This is a genomic window from Novosphingobium sp. BL-S-34, assembly GCF_056857015.1.
Window position 1 is genome coordinate 1,501,355 of the sequence record NZ_CM166472.1, and the last position, 16,715, is coordinate 1,518,069.

At 66.0% G+C, this 16,715-nt stretch carries 16 protein-coding genes; 9 read left to right on the forward strand and 7 right to left on the reverse strand.

The window, feature by feature from the left end:
* Positions 1–12 precede the first annotated feature (12 nt).
* The 5 genes from AC1VV3_RS07055 (at position 13) to AC1VV3_RS07075 (ending at position 4,506) form a co-directional block, all read left to right on the forward strand.
* On the forward strand, positions 13–705 hold the full coding sequence (locus tag AC1VV3_RS07055; protein WP_132265119.1) for a fumarylacetoacetate hydrolase family protein: 693 nt from the start codon (positions 13–15) through the stop codon (positions 703–705).
* A 67-nt stretch (positions 706–772) separates the two neighbouring features.
* Entirely contained in the window at positions 773–2,734 is a 1,962-nt protein-coding gene (locus AC1VV3_RS07060) for a TonB-dependent receptor (protein ID WP_482962074.1), read from the forward strand.
* 111 nt (positions 2,735–2,845) lie between these two features.
* On the forward strand, positions 2,846–3,430 hold the full coding sequence (locus AC1VV3_RS07065) for a (2Fe-2S)-binding protein (protein WP_132265117.1): 585 nt from the start codon (positions 2,846–2,848) through the stop codon (positions 3,428–3,430).
* On the forward strand, positions 3,427–3,771 hold the full coding sequence (gene arsC, locus AC1VV3_RS07070) for an arsenate reductase (glutaredoxin) (RefSeq protein ID WP_132265116.1): 345 nt from the start codon (positions 3,427–3,429) through the stop codon (positions 3,769–3,771). Before AC1VV3_RS07065 ends, arsC begins: the two co-directional genes overlap by 4 nt.
* Before the next feature lie 102 nt (positions 3,772–3,873).
* On the forward strand, positions 3,874–4,506 hold the full coding sequence (locus tag AC1VV3_RS07075) for a class I SAM-dependent methyltransferase (protein ID WP_132265114.1): 633 nt from the start codon (positions 3,874–3,876) through the stop codon (positions 4,504–4,506).
* A gap of 147 nt (positions 4,507–4,653) precedes the next feature.
* Here AC1VV3_RS07075 and AC1VV3_RS07080 read toward each other — a convergent pair whose 3' ends face one another.
* Positions 4,654–5,466 carry a DUF7847 domain-containing protein gene (locus AC1VV3_RS07080; RefSeq protein ID WP_134095237.1) on the reverse strand — a complete coding sequence of 271 codons (813 nt, stop codon included), beginning with the start codon at positions 5,464–5,466 and terminating at the stop codon, positions 4,654–4,656.
* A gap of 105 nt (positions 5,467–5,571) precedes the next feature.
* Here AC1VV3_RS07080 and lipB point away from each other — a divergent pair, with 105 nt between their 5' ends.
* Both lipB and AC1VV3_RS07090 read left to right on the forward strand, forming a co-directional pair.
* Complete coding sequence (gene lipB, locus AC1VV3_RS07085) at positions 5,572–6,255, forward strand: lipoyl(octanoyl) transferase LipB (protein ID WP_431568315.1); 684 nt, start codon at positions 5,572–5,574, stop codon at positions 6,253–6,255.
* Entirely contained in the window at positions 6,252–6,590 is a 339-nt protein-coding gene (locus AC1VV3_RS07090) for a hypothetical protein (protein ID WP_134095236.1), read from the forward strand. Before lipB ends, AC1VV3_RS07090 begins: the two co-directional genes overlap by 4 nt.
* Before the next feature lie 82 nt (positions 6,591–6,672).
* Here the strand turns inward: AC1VV3_RS07090 and AC1VV3_RS07095 are convergent, their stop codons facing one another.
* Entirely contained in the window at positions 6,673–7,839 is a 1,167-nt protein-coding gene (locus tag AC1VV3_RS07095) for a GNAT family protein (RefSeq protein ID WP_132265107.1), read from the reverse strand.
* A gap of 147 nt (positions 7,840–7,986) precedes the next feature.
* Between AC1VV3_RS07095 and AC1VV3_RS07100 the strand changes: the two genes are divergently transcribed.
* Positions 7,987–9,093 (forward strand): fatty acid desaturase family protein, encoded by a 1,107-nt coding sequence (locus AC1VV3_RS07100; protein WP_314465115.1) that lies wholly within the window; start codon positions 7,987–7,989, stop codon positions 9,091–9,093.
* Positions 9,094–9,186: 93 nt separating this feature from the next.
* Here the strand turns inward: AC1VV3_RS07100 and lptG are convergent, their stop codons facing one another.
* Together lptG and lptF are read right to left on the reverse strand one after the other, a co-directional pair.
* Positions 9,187–10,284 carry an LPS export ABC transporter permease LptG gene (gene lptG / locus AC1VV3_RS07105; RefSeq protein WP_314464763.1) on the reverse strand — a complete coding sequence of 366 codons (1,098 nt, stop codon included), beginning with the start codon at positions 10,282–10,284 and terminating at the stop codon, positions 9,187–9,189.
* A 1-nt stretch (position 10,285) separates the two neighbouring features.
* On the reverse strand, positions 10,286–11,512 hold the full coding sequence (gene lptF / locus AC1VV3_RS07110) for an LPS export ABC transporter permease LptF (RefSeq protein WP_132265104.1): 1,227 nt from the start codon (positions 11,510–11,512) through the stop codon (positions 10,286–10,288).
* 374 nt (positions 11,513–11,886) lie between these two features.
* On the opposite strand from lptF, the gene AC1VV3_RS07115 reads away from it, so the two are divergent.
* Positions 11,887–12,375 (forward strand): hypothetical protein, encoded by a 489-nt coding sequence (locus tag AC1VV3_RS07115; protein WP_482961463.1) that lies wholly within the window; start codon positions 11,887–11,889, stop codon positions 12,373–12,375.
* Positions 12,376–12,513: 138 nt separating this feature from the next.
* On the opposite strand, the gene clpS is transcribed toward AC1VV3_RS07115, so the two are convergent.
* The 3 genes from clpS to AC1VV3_RS07130 all read right to left on the reverse strand — a co-directional run bounded on the left by clpS (position 12,514) and on the right by AC1VV3_RS07130 (position 16,613).
* A complete protein-coding gene (clpS, locus tag AC1VV3_RS07120; protein WP_482961464.1) occupies positions 12,514–12,930 on the reverse strand; it encodes an ATP-dependent Clp protease adapter ClpS in 417 nt (138 codons plus the stop codon).
* A gap of 206 nt (positions 12,931–13,136) precedes the next feature.
* Positions 13,137–14,234, reverse strand: a complete 1,098-nt coding sequence (locus tag AC1VV3_RS07125; protein ID WP_431568311.1) for a phasin family protein — start codon at positions 14,232–14,234, stop codon at positions 13,137–13,139.
* Positions 14,235–14,708: 474 nt separating this feature from the next.
* Positions 14,709–16,613, reverse strand: a complete 1,905-nt coding sequence (locus AC1VV3_RS07130; protein WP_431568310.1) for a PHA/PHB synthase family protein — start codon at positions 16,611–16,613, stop codon at positions 14,709–14,711.
* Positions 16,614–16,715: the final 102 nt, after the last annotated feature.

Sequence of the window (16,715 nt, forward strand, 5' to 3'; positions counted from 1 at the left end):
AGGAAATCGCGAGTGAGCCTGCTGTTCGAACTGCCCGAAGTCCCCGCCGTCCCCGTTCTCGGGGAAGAAGCCCGCTACCCGGTGCGCCGCATCTTCTGCGTCGGCCGCAACTACGCCGCCCATGCGCGCGAACTCGGCAATGCCGTGGACCGCGAGGCGCCGATCTGGTTCACCAAGGCCCCGGCCGCGCTTTGCCATTCCGGCACGGCCATCGCCTATCCGCCCGGCACGCAGGACTGCCACTACGAGATGGAACTCGTCGTCGCCATCGGCGGCCATGGCTTCGAACTGGCGGCCGAACAGGCCATGGACCTGGTCTACGGCTATGCCTGCGGCCTCGACATGACCCGGCGCGACCTCCAGAACGCCGCCAAGGCCAAGGGCTATCCCTGGGATACCGGCAAGGACTTCGAGAACGGCGCCGTCATCGGCCCGATCACCCGCGCCGACGCCTTCGGCCAACCGGGCGAGCAGCGCATCTCGCTCGCGAAGAACGGCGAGACGAAGCAGGAAGCCCCGCTCTCCGAGATGATCTGGAGCCTGCCCGAGCTGATCGCCGACCTCTCCCGCCTCTATCACCTCGCCCCCGGCGACCTCATCTACACCGGCACCCCTGCCGGCGTCGGCCCCGTCGCGCCGGGCGACCGGCTGGAAGGCCGCGTCGAGGGACTGGAGCCGGTCGTGCTCGCGATCGATCCCGCCTGACGTGACCCGTCCTCACCACCGCGCCGCATGGCTGGCGGGCTGCGCCGTCCTGTTCACCGCCCCCGCCATGGCCGAAGAGGCCGCCGACGCCGGCCAGACGCCCGGCACACCGATCGTCGTCACCGGACACGGCCTCGAATCGGGGCCGGCCACCCCGGCCTACGATGTCGAGACGATCGAGCGCGACGCGGTGATTTCCAGCGCGTCGGGCCGGATCGAGGACGTGCTGAACGCGGTCGCCGGTTTCGCGCAGTTCCGCCGCTCGGACAGCCGCTCGGCCAATCCCTCCTCGCAAGGCGCCACGCTGCGCGCGCTGGGCGGCAATGCCTCCAGCCGCACGCTCGTGCTGCTGGACGGCGTACCGATCGCGAACCCGTTCTTCGGCTATATTCCCTTCAGCGCCATCGCACCCGAGCGGCTCTCCGCGATCCGGGTGACGCGCGGCGGCGGATCGGGCGCCTTCGGGTCGGGCGCGGTGGCGGGCACCATCGAGATGACCAGTGCGGGTCCCGACCAGATCGGCATGTTCCAGGGCTCGGCGCTCGTCAACGATCGCGGCGAGACCCAGGCTTCGGCCACGGTCGCACCGAAACTGGGCGCGGGCTTCCTCGTCGCCAGCGTGCAGTGGGACCGGGGCGAAGGCTTCTGGACCACGCCCCGCGACCAGCGCGTCCCCGCTTCCGCCCGCGCCGCCTATGACAGCTGGTCCGCCTCGCTCCGCGCCGTCGCGCCGATGAGCGATACGGTGGAACTGCAGGCCGCCGCGCTGGCCTATGGCGATGCGCGCACGCTTCGCTTCAAGGGGGCGGATTCCACCTCGGACGGCCAGCAGGCCTCGCTGCGGCTGGTCGGCCGGGGCGCGTGGCAGTTCGACGTGATCGGCTACGTTCAGGCGCAGGACTTCTCGAACGTGGTCATCAGTTCGAGCACCTATCGCAAGACGCTCGACCAGCATCGCACCCCCACCACGGCCATCGGCGGCAAGGCCGAACTGCGCCCGCCGGTGGGCGAGAATCACGTCCTGCGAATCGGCAGCGACTTGCGCCTGACCGAGGGCAAGCTGCTGGAACTGCCCTATAACGCCAGCGGCGCCTTCACGGCGGTGCGCCGCGCCGGCGGCAACCAGTCCGACCTCGGCTTCTATGCGGAGGACGACTGGACCCTGGGCAAGCTCGTGCTCACCGCGGGTGGCCGCGCCGACCGCTGGACGATCCGCAACGGGTTCTACCGCTCGGTCAGCCCCACCGGCGCCGTGACCGAGAACGATTCCTATGCGAATCGCTCCGGCTGGATGGGCAATGGCCGCGCCGGTCTGGTCTGGCACGCCGGCAAGGCCGTGAGCCTGCGCGCCGCGGCCTATACCGGCATGCGCCTGCCCACGCTCAACGAACTCTACCGCCCCTTCGTGGTCTTCCCGGTCACTACCGAGGCCAATGCGGCTCTCAAGCCCGAACGCCTGCGCGGTTATGAGGCGGGGATCGACATCCAGCCGCTTGCGGCGCTGACCCTGTCGCTCACCGCCTTCGACAACAAGGTGAAGGACGCCGTCGCCAACGTCACCGTGGCCACCAACACGCGCGAGCGGCAGAACGTGAACGCGGTCCAGGCACGCGGGCTGGAAGCCAGTGCGGCGCTGGATCTCGGCACGGTGCGTTTTGACGGTTCGCTGGCCTGGACCGACGCCAAGGTCAGGGCGGACGATCCCGATCTCGACGGCCTGCGGCCCGCACAGACCCCGAGATTCGCCGCCAGCGCCACGCTCGCCTGGCTCCCGCGCGAGGGCTGGCGCCTGGCGGCGACGCTGCGCCATGTCGGCGCGCAGTACGAGGACGATTTGGAAACATACGTGCTTCCGGCCGCGACCACGCTGGACGGCTATGTGCAATTGCCCGTGGCCGGTCCCGTCTCCCTGGTCCTGCGCGCCGAGAACCTGACGGACGAGACCATCGTCACCCGCAACCAGGACGGCTCGATCGATCTTGGCACCCCGCGTACGTTCTGGGCGGGTGTGCGCGTGGCGCTTCGTTGAGGGCGATCGGTGCGGCGCGATTCGCAATCGGCACGACAGGCCGTGCATGAGCACCGGCCCGTCGCACGGCGCGCACTGGCGCAGCGGCGCCTGCGCGCATAAGGAGGCCGGATGCCGCGCCTGACCGTCAACGATCACCCGGTCGAAATCGCCATGGACCCGCAGACCCCGCTTCTTTGGGCGCTGCGCGACGGAGCGAATCTGACCGGCACGAAATATGGCTGCGGCGTGGGCGACTGCGGCGCCTGCACGGTCCTGGTCGACGGCGGCGCCTTGCGCGCCTGCCTGGTGACACTGGGCGAGTGCGAGGGGCGCTTCGTCACCACCATCGAAGGGCTTTCGGCCGACCGCTCGCACCCGATGCAGCAGGCCATGGTCGCCGAACAGGCGATCCAGTGCGGGTTCTGCACGCCCGGCATCGTCATCGGCGGCGCCGCGCTGCTCGCCCGCAATGCCAATCCCAGCGAGACGGAGATTCGCGAGGCGCTCCCCAATCTTTGCCGGTGCGGCGTCTATCCGCGCCTCGTCGCCGCCGTCCAGCGCGCCGGCCGGGTCATGCGGCGCGAGGAAACCATCAGCGCCGCCCCGGCTCCCGGCATCGCCCCGCGGGATGCCGCGCGGGCGGTTCCGGCCATGGCGCCCCTGAAACCGGCGTCCACACCGACATCCCAGGCACAACAGGAGAAGCGCCCGTGAAGGCAACCATCTGGCACAACCCGAAATGCGGCACTTCGCGCAAGACCCTGGCCGTCCTTGAGGAAACGCCGGGCGTCGAGGTCGCGGTGATCGAATATCTCAAGACCCCGCCCTCGGCGGAAAAGCTGGCGCAACTTTACCGCGATGCCGGCATCACGCCGCAGCAGGGCCTGCGCCTGCGGGGCACCGATGCGGCCGAGCGCGGCCTTCCCGATGCCGACGATGCCACCGTCCTGGCGGCCATGGCCGCCGAGCCGGCGCTGATCGAACGTCCCCTCGTGGAAACCGAAAGGGGCGCCAGGCTTTGTCGTCCTCAGGAAAAGGTCCACGAGATTCTGTAATCCCCACGTAACATTGGCCGACGCTCGCTTGCATTGTCGGCCTCGATCTGTCACCGAATCGCCCTTCGCCGGACGACAACAAAAGCGAGAGCTTCCTCCAGCATGACCAGTACCGAGCTTGCCCGAGAGGCGCTGCCCCAGCGGATCAAGCGGAAGATCAAACATAGCCTTGGACCCTGGGGCGTGTTCATCGAAGGCTTCCTGCGCAATCCCGTGATGGTCGGTTCGATCGTTCCGTCCTCGCGCTTCACGATCAATCGCATGCTTGGCCCGGTGGACTGGGCCAATTGCAAGCTCTTCGTCGAATACGGCCCCGGAGTCGGCACGTTCTGCCGCCCGGTGCTCGACCGCTTGGGGCGCGACGGCCAGCTGATCGTGATCGACACCAACCCGCTGTTCATCGACTATCTGCGCCGCACCATCACCGACAGCCGCTTCATCGCGGTGCTCGGCTCGGCGGCCGATGTCGAGGACATCGTGCGTGCCCATGGCCACGACAAGGCGGACTATGTCCTGTCCGGCCTCCCGTTCTCGACGCTGCCCGACGGCGTCGGCCCGGCGATCGCTTCCGCCACCTACCGCGTCATTCGCAAGGGCGGCGCGTTCCTGGTCTACCAGTTCACGCCCAAGGCGCGCGAATTCATGGCGCGCCACTTCAAGCGGATCGACAACGGCATGGAGCCGATCAACGTCCCGCCCTGCTTCCTGTTCTGGGGCTGGAAGGACGAGGATTGAGCAGGCGCTGACGCCTTCTCATGTCTCCCTATATGAAAAAGGCCGGCGCTCAGCGCCGGCCTTTTTCGTTGTGCGTCCCGATCCGCCGGGGGTCCGAACGCGCCGGGGCCGGATCGACCCAGACCCGGCGCGATTCGCTTGGCGGTCCTATTCGAAAGGCCGCGCCGGGCTTTCCTCGCCCCTGCCCGCCAGCTGGCGATGGACCTGCGCCACGACCGCCACGAAATAGAGCGCCATGATCGTCGCCATGATCGATTCGACGATGGCCGCAACCACCCGCACCACTTCTCCGGGGGCCAGCAGCGTGACCGGCAGGGTCAGGATATTGCCGAAGATCATCAGCACGATCATCGCCAGCATCAGCAACGCATAGAAGCCCAGGAGCCGCGCCGTATTGCCCTTGGTGAGAGTCCACGACCGGCCCAGGGCAAAGATCGGGTTGAGCGTCTTCTCCACGGCCACGACCGGCGCCGTCACCGAAAAGCGCACGAAGATGACGAGACCCAGCACCAGCGCGAGGAAGAGGCCGATGGTGGCGCCGATCGCGCCGCCCGCCGCGCCGAGGCCTCCGGCGACGACCAGGGCGAACAGCCCCAGCGCCAGGCCGATCACGATCTGCGCGACCAGATAGGGCACCAGCCCCTTCACGCCCGCCCGGATGGCTTCCCCCACGGTGGGCCGACGGTCGGTGTCCAGCAGGCAGAGCAGCGACAATGTGCCCAGCGCCTGAAGCAGGGCGATGGGAATCATGATCGGCAGGATGGAGCTGTAATAGCTTTTCACCGCCGCCATGACCTGCTGCTCGTTCATGCCGGTGCCCATGTCCGGCTGCGGGAAGAAGATCGCAAAAACCAGCTGCGGCAGCAGGAAGAACACCCCAGCCAGCGCCAGGACAACCTCCCTGTTCGCGGAGACCGCCTGGGACGCCTGGCTCCAGGCCCTGTTGCTGTCGAACTTCATAACTGCTCCTGATGCCGCCAAATGAGGGGCCAAGTGAGAGCCGAAGTGAAAGACGACCCTCAAAGTGACTTGATAACCGCAGGGAATGACGCCACGCAACGCGGCATGACTGTTCCCTCCACGCTTCCGGGTGATATCGAACTGCGCGTCAGCGCCGAACCGGTGCCCTACCGCGCCGCGCTCGAGGAAATGACCGAGCGCAATGCCGCCATCGCCGCCGGGGAGGCGCGCGAACTGATCTGGCTCCTCGAACATCCCCCCGTCTATACCGCCGGCACCAGCGCCGTGGCCGGCGAATTGCTGGATCCCCGCTTCGAAGTGGTGGAGGCCGGACGCGGCGGGCGCTACACGTACCATGGGCCGGGCCAGCGCGTTGCCTATGTCCTGCTGGACTTGCGCAAGCGGGCACGCGATGCGCGCGGCTTCGTCCATGGCCTCGAAGGCTGGGTGATCGACACGCTCCAGGATTTCGGTGTCGACAGCTTCCGCAGCGAAGGCCGCATCGGCATCTGGACCCAGGATGTCGACGGCCGCGAAGCGAAGATCGGCGCCATCGGCGTGCGCATCCGCAAATGGGTGACGATGCACGGATTCGCCGTGAACATCCGGCCGAACCTCGCGCATTTCACCGGCATCGTACCTTGCGGGATCGAGGAATTCGGCGTCACCAGCCTCGCCCGCCTTGGCCGCCAGGTCGAATTCGAAACCTGGGACGAGGCGCTGATCGCCCGCGCCCCTGCCTTTCTTGCGGCGCTCGACCGCCCCTGCCCCCCGGAGAAGCCCGCATGACCCCGGCCCGCCACGCCACCAGGCTGACCCTGCTGCTCGCCGCTTCCGCCTGCCTGTCGCTCGGCGCCTGCAAGAAGGAAGAGGCTCCGGCCCAGAATGCGGCTACCGGCGCGAAGATCCTGCCGCGCTCGGTGAGTGACGACATGCTGCCGTACGATACGGTCCGCTCGCAATCGCCGATGGCAGCGCCGGTGGCCGAAACGCGCAGCGGCCGGTCCGCGACCAGCAGCAGTGCCAGCGAGGCGGCACTGCCGGAAGACACCGCTGCCGATGCCGCCGCGGCGGCCGCAGCGGATGTCGAGGCCGCAGCCGCGCAGCCTTCCCCGCAACCCTGACCGGGGCAGGATCCGGGCGCGACCGAAGTCGCGGCCCGGATCGCTCCCGCCCGAACGGCCCCCTCGGGGCCGCTCGCGCCGCTCAGAGCGCCTTTTCGTAGATCGCGTATTCGCGGTTCATCTTGCTGTCGATGGCACCGGCAATGGCCACCATGCCCTGGTTGTCCTCCAGCACCCAGCCGATCTCGCCGCGCCTGGCGCCGAACTTGCTGACGGCCGCGCGGCGGATATATTCGATCATCATGAAAGCCAGCTGGCTGGCGAGACGCGAGGACTGCAGCTTCTTGCGCACGCCCATCAGCGGCACGCGCATGTCGGCCGGCTTCGGCTTGCGCAGCCAGAGCAGCAGGCGAATCAGTCCCAGGATCGACGGCTTGCCCTTCGGTCCATTGAAACGCTTCTGCGCCTGGTTGAGGTCCGGCCAGGTCATCATGAAGGCCACCGGCTCGCCTTCATATTCGGCGATGCGGATCAGTTCGGGATGGACCAGCGGCTTCAGGGCCTTGCCGGTATATTCGATCTCGCGGTCGGTGAAGGGCACGAAGCCCCAGTTGTCCGACCAGGCATCGTTGAGGATGTCGCAGATCAGCGCCGCTTCCTCGTCGAACCGCTTGGGATCGACCTCGCGGATGCGGATCTTGGCGTTCTTCTCGCCCGAGGAAATGATGCGCTGGATCAGCGGCGGATATTCCTTCCGCACGTCGATATCGTAGGTGTAGAGCGTCTTCACCCGGTCGTATCCGGCACCCTCGATCCACGGCTGATAGGCCGAATCGTGGTGCGCCATCATCACCATCGGCGCATGGTCGAATCCGCTAACCTGCAGGCCCGGCTCTTCCCAGACCGAAAGGTTCATCGGCGCCAGGACGCGGGTCATGCCTTCTTCGCGAAGCCACTGTTCGGCCGCGGCGATAAGGGCCCTGGCGACGTCTTCGTCCTCGGCCTCGATCGCGCCCCAGTTGCCGGTGCCGGGACCCATGCCCTGCTCCGCCGGCTGTTTCAGCGCCAGTTCATCGATGTGGGCCGATATGCGCCCGACGATGAGATCGCCCCGCTTGGCGAGGAAAAGCTGGCCGCGGGCATGGTCCCAGAAGGGATTCTTGCCCGGGGTGAACTTGGAGATCTCTTCCGAGCGCAAGTTCGGCACCCAGTTTTGATCTGACGCATTGTGCCGATAAGCGTAATCGACAAAGGCGCTCCTGTCGGCCTTGCTGGACACGGGTGTGATGACTAGTTCGGCTTTGGCCACGATCCTGCCTTTGTTCCGCTTTATGGGAATTGCTGGATCGCGACCTGCGGTCGGTCCCGGCACCTTGTCAAGCCGGACCGCGTGGCAGGGCCGCCCACAACACACGCAGCGGGCCGTTTATGCCCGGGGACTTTGGACTTGAAGAGTATGACTGCCCAGGAAGCCATCGATCTGTCGCCCTCGGCGACCCGTCCGGCCGCTTTCGCCAGAGAAGCGGCTCGCCCGCGTTCGTCGGACATTCCCGACGACAAGGCGATGCTGCGCGCCGCGGTGGAACTGACGCGCGACATCTCGCACGCCCGTCCGGAAATCTATTGGCCGGACATGCTGGCCTCGGCCGCGGTCGGCTATGCCGCGCTGGCGGCTGCGATTCTCGTCGACGGCGTCTGGGCCAGCGTGGCTTTCGGCCTGCTTTCGGCCCTGGCGCTCTATCGCGCACTGCTGTTCATCCACGAACTGACCCATATCCACCGCGATGCCCTGCCCGGCTTCCGCTTCGCCTGGAACGTGCTGGTCGGCATTCCCATGCTGATCCCTTCGCTGATGTATGAGGGGGTTCACACGATCCACCACACCCGCACCCGCTACGGCACGGTGGAAGACCCGGAATACCTGCCCCTGGCGCTGATGAAGCCGTGGAGCCTGCCGGTCTTCGCGCTCACCGCGATCCTGCTGCCGGTGGCGCTGCTGATTCGCTCGGCCGTGCTGATACCGCTCGGCGCCGTGATCCCACCGCTGCGCAAACTGGTATGGGGCCGCGCCTCGGCGCTGGCCATCAACCCCCAGTTCAGCCGCCGTCCGCCCGAAGGCGCTTTCGCCCGCATGGTGTTCTGGCAGGAACTGGGCTGCTCGGTCTGGGCGATCTCGGTGCTCGCGGCGAGCTATGTCTATGGCTGGCGGCCCCTGCTGATCGCGCTCTGCGTGGTTTCGCTCACCGCCTTCCTCAACCAGGTCCGCACCCTCGTTGCCCACCTCTGGGAGAACGACGGCGACGCCATGACGGTGACGGCGCAGTACCTCGATTCGGTGAACGTGCCCCCGCCGGCCCGCTTCTCGGAGCTTTGGGCGCCCGTGGGCCTGCGCTACCACGCGCTGCACCACCTGCTGCCATCAGTGCCCTATCACTCGCTGGCAGAGGCTCACCGCCGCCTTGCCCGGCATCTCGGCACCGATTCGACATATGCCAAGGCCAACTACCCCGGCCTCCTGCCGCTGGTCGGCCGCCTGATCGAAAGCACCATGCGGAGCCGCTGACGGCGCCCACGACAATTCGACAACAAAAAAGGGCCCGCGGAAACGCGGGCCCTTTTTCGTTTGTCCGGAAGAGCGGATCGCGGATCCCGAGGTCTATTCCTCGGTGCGGATCAGCACCGTCTCGCCGATCAGGGCGAAGAGCACGAAAGGCGCCCAGGCCGCGACCAGCGGCGGATAACCGCCGAAATTGCCCATCGCCAGCGCCGCATTGTCGAGCACGAAGTAGGCGAAGCCCAGCGCCATGCCGATCACGGCGCGAATCAGAAGCTGGCCCGAACGCGCCAGGCCGAAGGCCGCAACCGCGCCCAGCAGCGGCATCAGCATCGAGGAGAACGGCCCGGAGAGCTTGTGCCACCATGCCGCCTCCAGTTCGCTGGTACGCCGCCCGGCCACTTTCATCGCCTCGATCGAGGATGAAAGCTGGAACAGGTTCTCCGAATCGGCATCGACGTTCGAGATCATGATCTTCGCCGGCGTGATGCCGGGAGCGACCGTGGCGGATACCAGCTTGGTGGTGCTCGTGGTCGCCACGTCGAATCGGGTGGCATTCTCGAAGCGCCAGCCCGGATTGGCGAAAGCCGCGCGGTCGGTCCGCAGCTGCTCGACGATGATCCCGTTGGCATCGCGGCGGTAATAGGTCACCCCGCGCAGCACCATGCGGTCGTTCTGGCCTTCCAGGCTGGAGGCCAACAGCAGGTCCCGCCCGTCCGCCAGGTACAGGTTGGCCTTGACGCCGGGGTCCTTGGGGATCGGCCCGTATTTCACCGCCTGCCAGGCATTGAGGGTGGCGGTGGACCGGGTGACGACACGCTCGTTGAAGGCGAGGCTGGCCAGCGAAATCGCCAGCGCCGTCAGGATCAGCGGCGCCAGCACCTGATGCGCCGAAAGCCCCGCCGCCTTCATCGAGATGACCTCGCTGTTCTGGTTCAGCGTGGCGAGAGTGATGATCGTCGCCAGCAGCACCGAATAGGGCAGGAACCGCGCGATCAGCTGCGGCACGCGCAAGGTCACGTAGTAGAGCAGCTGCTCCTGGCCATTGCCGGGATAGGCGAGGATGTCGCCGCTTTCGCCCAGCAGATCGAGCATCTGGAGCACGAGGACCAGCATCAGCAGCACCGCCAGGATGCGCGTGATGAACAGCCGCGCGAGATACCAGGTCAGCGTGCGCGAAGGGAAGAATTCGAACTGCATCTCAGGAAGGGTCCGCCGGTTCGGGCAGGAGCGGCCCGCGCTTGCTGCGCTTGAGCAGCGACTTGAAACGCTTCACGACGATCTCAGCGCCCTTCTCCAGCCAGCCGATTGCCTGACCGCCCGGAACGTAGGCGACGCGCCAGTACATCCAGAGAATCAGCGCGGCGAAGACGAAGAAAGGTCCCCACAGGCCGAGAATAGGGTTCATCTTGCCGAGCGAGGCCACGTCGGCCGCGTATTGGTTCACCTTGTGATAGGCGACGACCATGACGATCGAGACGAACAGGCCCAGCGCCGAAGTCGACCGCTTGGGCGGGATCGCCAGCGCCACCGCCATCAGCGGCAGCAGCAGCATCATGATGACTTCGACCATGCGGTAATTGAAATTCGCCTGGCTCGAAATGCGCTCTTCCTTGGGCAGGTTCTTGTTCCAGCCCAGGTTCGCGAGTTCGGGCAGCAGATATTCACGCTCGGTGCCGCCGCGCTTGCGGAACTTCTCGATCTGCGGAAGCTCGATGGGCAGGTCATGCCGCGTGAAGGACAACACGCGGGGCTGCTTGCCCGGCATGTCCTGGATGATCTGGCCCTGGTCGAGTCGCAGGATGATCGTGTCCGGCGCGCCCTTGAGCGCGAGGAACTGCCCCTGCCGCGCGGAAATGGACAGCACCTGCCCCTTCTCGTTCGCGACGCGCGCGAAAATGCCGATCAGGCTGCGGCCGTTGTCGCGGCTTTCGTCCACGCGCAGGGCGATGCGGTCCTTGAGCGAGGTGAACTCCCCGACCTTGATCGAGGCGCCGAGCGCACCCGATTTCAGCTCGTAGTTGAGTTCCTCGTAATAGTAGCGCGCCAGCGGCTGGAGATAGCCGACGATCGCGAAATTCAGCCCCGCCAGCAGGATCGCCAGGATATAAGGCACGCGCAGGAGCCGCGTGTAGCTGAGCCCCACGGCGCGCATGACGTCCAGCTCGCTGGAGGTGGCCAGCTTGCGGAAGGCGAGCAGGATTCCCAGCATCAGGCCCAGGGGAATGGCCAGGCTGGCGTATTCCGGCAGGAGATTGGCCAGCATCTTGAAGACGACGCCGATCGGCCCGCCCTCCGTCGCCACGAAGTCGAAGAGCCGCAGCATCTTGTCGAGCACGAGCAGGGATGCCGCGAGCACGAAGATGCCGAGCATCGGCATCAGCACGAGGCGAAAGATGTAGCGATCGATGGCGCTGAGGAATTTCACGCTGAAAGGTTCACCGGGGGCGTCGTCATAAAACCGTGCTCCACAAGCCCTTAACGGCTTGGCGCCTAGGGGCAAAGCGAATTGTCTTGCCGGGTTCCACCTTGCGCGAAAGTCATCCCCGGCAAAACGACCAGCCGGAGCCGGGCCGCGCCGAAAGGTGCGGGAATGACCGGAGGCCCAGGCTGAGGGACCGCCGCCGTTTCACCCTATGTCACAGTTACATGCGCCGTGCACCCATTGCCTTCCCGGCGCTGCGTCCTCCATGTCGAAAGACGGTCACATGGCGCGAACACCGAAAGCGGGCGCCGGACCCTCCCCCCGAAAGAAGCCTCGGCCCCCCGAAAACCCTGGCTCCCTCGAAGAAGATTGCCCTCTTGGAAGAACCTGATGCGCAGGCGCTGCTGGCTGCCTGCCGGAATATCGCCGATTTCGCAGATCCGCTGCTCGAACGGGAATTGCTGAGCTTCGCCCGTCGCGCCCGCGCCGCCACGCGCGGCGAAGCCCCCAGGATCGTGCGCGAGGCACTACTGGTCCTTGGCCGCTGGGGCCGCGCGATCGATGCCTGCTGCTGGCAGGCGCGCGAAGAGCGGGCCACGCAATTGCTGAACGACGGGATTTGCGGACGCGCCGCGGTCACGCTGCTGCCGCGCGGCGTCACTTATGAGGTCGAGACTCTCAGCCCCTTGCATGACTGGGCAAGTGTGACGGTGCCTCAACTGGGCATCAGGACCGAAGCGACCGCCCATTCCATCGCCGCGGCACTGGTCTCCGCACAGCTGCAAGCCATCGCGCAAGCTATCCGGCTTGGCGAGGCCGTGAACGGGAAAGACGAGCGGGCGAAGGAGCCTGAAATTCAGCGCTGAGGCGCGCTTTCAGGGCCGCTGCCACCGAGTTCGACCCTATGGGCCTGGTGCGATCTGGAGATCGCGCATTGGCCGAGGCTCGGGTCCAGGCCTTTGGCAGTGCGGGCCGCGATGGCGGCCTCGATCATCTGCTAGCGCTCAGGCCTTTTCGAGCGTGCACTGCAGCGGGTGCTGGTTCTGCCGGGCGAAGTCCATCACCTGGTTCACCTTGGTTTCCGCGATTTCATAAGGGAAAATCCCGCAGACGCCGACGCCCTTCTGGTGGACGTGCAGCATCACGCGCGTCGCCTGCTCCAGGTCCATATGGAAGAAGCGCTTGAGCACGAGGACGACGAACTCCATCGGCGTATAGTCGTCGTTGAGCATCAGCACCTTGAACTGGCTGGGCTTCTTGGGCTTGGCACGGGTCTTGGTGGCGACACCGAGCTGGTCGTCGCCATCGGTTCCGCCGTCATTGCCATTATTGCCCCCATCGTCGGAATCCTGGTCGCCAGCCGCACGGATGGAAACATCCGGAGCCTGCGACAGGCACGGATATGCGCTTCGAGCGAGCATGGGACGGGGCAGTCTGGAATCGGCAGCGAGAGATAGCATGATGACAGAATATCGTATTGCAGCGCCTGGAAACAAGATGCCCTGTCCAGATCGGGGGTAGTTTTGAGGACGGAACAGGTCCCGATCACGGCAAAACGGCCGGGTGGGAGATCCACCCGGCCGTCTGCTAGACGTCAGGAAAGTCCGTCAGGACCGTCCGGTGCGGCTCAGGCCGCGACGTGACGGGCCTTCTCGACGGCAACGCTGACGCGGCCGGAAATCGGCGCCATCGTGTCGCTGAAGAGCTTGAGAGCGGCTTCGCTGTTCTTCGAACCGTAAGCGACGGCGCTGTCGAAGTTCTTGCGCATGATGTCGCCCTGGAGCTTGAAGAAGTCGGTCGGCGACTTGGCCGCTGCGAGTTCCTTGATGTCACCGGTGAAGGTTTCGAAGGCGGTACGGCCTTCGGTGACCATTTCCGAACCGAAGCCCTGAAGGCCCTCGGCAAGGATCTTGCCCGATTCGAGAACCGCTTCCACGTTGCCCTTGGCGAAATCGCCGGCTTCGCCGAATGCAACCGAGCTCTTTTCGAAAGCGGCCTTGGCCTTGGCCTGGGCTTCGGTCACGGCACCCTGGAAACCGGCGAAGTTAGCGCTAATGTCCATCGTTTTTTCCTCGAGGATGAAGGGATTAAACAGTCCTGCAAACGTATTCGTCTTCGGGTCGGCGATCTTTTCTGCCGCCTTCATGGCTGCCGCGGCAGGCGTGGCAACATCGATGACCGGCTTCGCCGTGGCAGCCTTGGCCGAAACGGAAGAAGCTGGAACAACTTTCTTGGCCGGCACCGGCTTGGCTGCCTTCGCAGCCGGAGCGGGCTTGGCCATCACCGGCGGCTTGGCGGCCGGGACAGGCGCCTTGGCTACGCTGGCCTTCGGTGCGGCGGCCTTGGGCGCGGCGGTCTTGACCACGGGCGCCTTGACCTCGGGAGCCTTGGCGGCCGGAGCTGACTTGATCGCCGGCTTGATCGCCGACTGGGCGACCTTGGGCTTGATCGACTTGCCGGCAGCCGGCTTGGCCGACGGCGTGGAAATCGGGGCCGGCTTGGATATGGGAGCCGGGGCAGCCGGCGCCGAAGCCTTCACAGGCTGCGGCAGGCCGGGGAGCGGCTTGGCCGCAGCGACGGCGGGCTTGGAATCGGAGGCCTTTTCAGCCGCGTCGTCCGCCTTCGCGTCGGCAGCCTTGAGGGGTGCAACCGGGGTTTTCGCCGCTGCAGCCTCATAGGCCTTTTCAGCGAGCGCTTCGTCCTTCGTTTCTTCCTGGCCGGCCATGTGACTTCCTGCTTTCTGCTGGCAATCGTGTCTCGGGCGGATCGCAGGCTGGGCAGGGGGACGAGCGGACGTTGTCGTTCCGCGTTCAGTTCATCCCCACCCGTCTGCGATTCGGAATTTGTCTTTGCTGCGATGCACAATATGGGTTTGCAAAAGCGAAGTCAACGGGCTTATGCTGCACTGCAACATAAGCGAGCAAGCGCTCCTCCTGCCGCAAACCAAGGCTTGCGCGCCGTGACGGCCATCCTTCCCGAAAGAGGTAACACCCCTTTCCTCGAACGCCTTAGCGCTTGCGGAAGTTCCGGAAAATACGGAAAAACCTGAAGGCGCCTGCCCTTCTTGCGGCAGTCGCGAAATCACCGGCGCCTCGCACCGGCTGCGGACACAGGCACTCCCTGGCCTGCGTCATGTCCGGATCGGCCGTTTGGAAACCACCGATCCGGAGACAGATTTTCGGCGCAAGTATTGCCGGGTTCAACGCATGGCGACGTAGCGGCCGGGGGCGTCCTCGATCACCTTGTCGCCGCGGCCGCCGGGCCGCCGCTTGCCCCGTGCCGCCACTTCGGCAGCGTCGAGCTTGCGGATCCATTCCGCCCAATGCGGCCACCAGCTTCCCGCATGCTCCTGGGCACCGTCCACGAAAGCATCGAGACTGTCGGGCCGGGCGTCGTTGACCCAGTACTGATACTTGTTCGAGCTGGGCGGGTTGACGACGCCGGCGATGTGCCCGGAACCGGCCAGCAGGAACGTCCATGGCCCGGCCAGATAATGCGTGAGCTTCCACACACTCTGCGGCGGCGCGATGTGATCTTCGCGCCCGGCCTGGATGTAGACCGGCGTGGCGATCCGGTGCAGGTCGATCGGCACGCCGCATGCGTGCATGGAATCCGCCACGACCAGCCGGTTGTCGCGGTAGAGATCGCGCAAGTAGGCACGATGCCAGTGCGCAGGCAGGTTGGTGACGTCGCCGTTCCAGTGGAGCAGGTCGAAGGCCGGATAGTCCTCGCCCTTGAGGTAGTTCTTCTCGACGTAGCTCCAGATCAGGTCGTTGCCGCGCAGGACGTTGAACGTCGCCGCGAGGTAACGCCCGTCGAGATAACCCTCGGGAGAGAGCTTGCCGAGCGTCTCGATCTGCTGGTCGTCGACGAAGTTCTTGAGGTCTCCGGCTTCCTCGAAATCGACCTGGGCCGTGAAGAAAGTGGAGCTGGCGACTTTGTCCTCCTCGCCCTTGCGCGCGAGCACGGCGAGCGTGGCCGCCAGTGTCGTTCCGGCGACGCAGTAGCCGATGGTATGCACGGAAGGCACGTTCAGCCGCGCACGAACCGCGTCGATCGCCTCGATCTGCGCGGCGATGTAATCGTCCCACACGATGTCGGCCATGGAGGCATCGGCGGACTTCCACGAGACCATGAACACCGTCAGCCCCTGCTCCACGGCCCAGCGCACGAAGCTCTTCTTGGCGTTGAGGTCGAGGATGTAGAAACGGTTGATCCAGGGCGGGAAGATGAGCAGCGGCGTGGCCAGCACCTTGTCAGTGGTCGGCGTGTACTGGATGAGCTGATAGAGCGGCGTTTCGAACACCACCTTGCCCGGCGTCACGGCGATGTTCTCGCCCAGCACGAAGGCGCCGGGGCGGGTGTGCGTGAGCTGGCCCTTGCGCATGTCGTCGAGCAGGTTCTCGAAGCCGCGGACCAGGCTTTCGCCGCGGGTGCGGTTCGCCGCTTCCAGCGCCACCGGGTTGGTGAGCGGGAAATTCGCCGGACTCAGCGCATCGACGATGGCGCGCGTGGCGAACAGAAGCTGCGCTTTCTTCGCGGGTTCCAGCCCCTCGGTCGCTTCGGCCAGGCCCATGATCTCGGCCGAGAGCAGCAGATAGACCTGATGCAGCACCGCGAAGAACGGCTGGCGGCGCCACTCGGGATCGGCGAAGCGGCGGTCGCGCAGCGGCAGCTGCGGACCGGCCTCGGAAGTATCGCCCGCAGCGGCCTGCAGGCCGGCCTGGGGGCCCAGGCCATACTGCCCCAGCACCGTGTTTATCAGGGCGGAAATCCCGTTCCACAGCCGCTGCTGCACTTCGGGACTGGCGAAAGGCAATTGCCGCATGACCCCTTCGCCCGTGGCGATCCATTTCATCGGATCGGCATAGTGCGGCGGGCTCTCCTGGGTCTTGCCGAGTTGCTCGACCTGATACTCGGTCCAGATCGTGTGCATCCGGCTGGCGATCTGCGCCCATTGCACCGCGCTTTCCGCCTCGGGAGACCCTTTTCCGGGAACAAGCTGGCCGAACAGGCCCGTGATCTGCTCCATGGTCTGGCCCATGACTTGCTGGGACTGGTTGCGGAACATTTCGGTGAACAGTTCGGTGGCATCGGTCGCCATGGGCAGTGCAACTCCGCTGCGTGCAGGGGAGCCGGACGAATCCCCGCTCCCTATTCCTATTGCCTCGTTCCTATCGACTGCCCGGGCAATCGCCAACCAGAC

What these genes read in the sequence shown, in the direction of transcription:
- AC1VV3_RS07075 (WP_132265114.1), top strand. Translation starts at nt 3,874, where the DNA reads ATGACCAGTACCGAGCTTGCCCGAGAGGCGCTGCCCCAGCGGATCAAG.
- AC1VV3_RS07060 (WP_482962074.1), top strand. Translation starts at nt 773, where the DNA reads ATGGCCGAAGAGGCCGCCGACGCCGGCCAGACGCCCGGCACACCGATC.
- AC1VV3_RS07125 (WP_431568311.1), bottom strand. Translation starts at nt 14,234, where the DNA reads ATGGCCGGCCAGGAAGAAACGAAGGACGAAGCGCTCGCTGAAAAGGCC.
- clpS (WP_482961464.1), bottom strand. Translation starts at nt 12,930, where the DNA reads ATGCTCGCTCGAAGCGCATATCCGTGCCTGTCGCAGGCTCCGGATGTT.
- AC1VV3_RS07080 (WP_134095237.1), bottom strand. Translation starts at nt 5,466, where the DNA reads ATGAAGTTCGACAGCAACAGGGCCTGGAGCCAGGCGTCCCAGGCGGTC.
- AC1VV3_RS07100 (WP_314465115.1), top strand. Translation starts at nt 7,987, where the DNA reads ATGACTGCCCAGGAAGCCATCGATCTGTCGCCCTCGGCGACCCGTCCG.
- AC1VV3_RS07090 (WP_134095236.1), top strand. Translation starts at nt 6,252, where the DNA reads ATGACCCCGGCCCGCCACGCCACCAGGCTGACCCTGCTGCTCGCCGCT.
- AC1VV3_RS07130 (WP_431568310.1), bottom strand. Translation starts at nt 16,613, where the DNA reads ATGGCGACCGATGCCACCGAACTGTTCACCGAAATGTTCCGCAACCAG.
- lipB (WP_431568315.1), top strand. Translation starts at nt 5,572, where the DNA reads ATGACTGTTCCCTCCACGCTTCCGGGTGATATCGAACTGCGCGTCAGC.
- AC1VV3_RS07065 (WP_132265117.1), top strand. Translation starts at nt 2,846, where the DNA reads ATGCCGCGCCTGACCGTCAACGATCACCCGGTCGAAATCGCCATGGAC.
- lptG (WP_314464763.1), bottom strand. Translation starts at nt 10,284, where the DNA reads ATGCAGTTCGAATTCTTCCCTTCGCGCACGCTGACCTGGTATCTCGCG.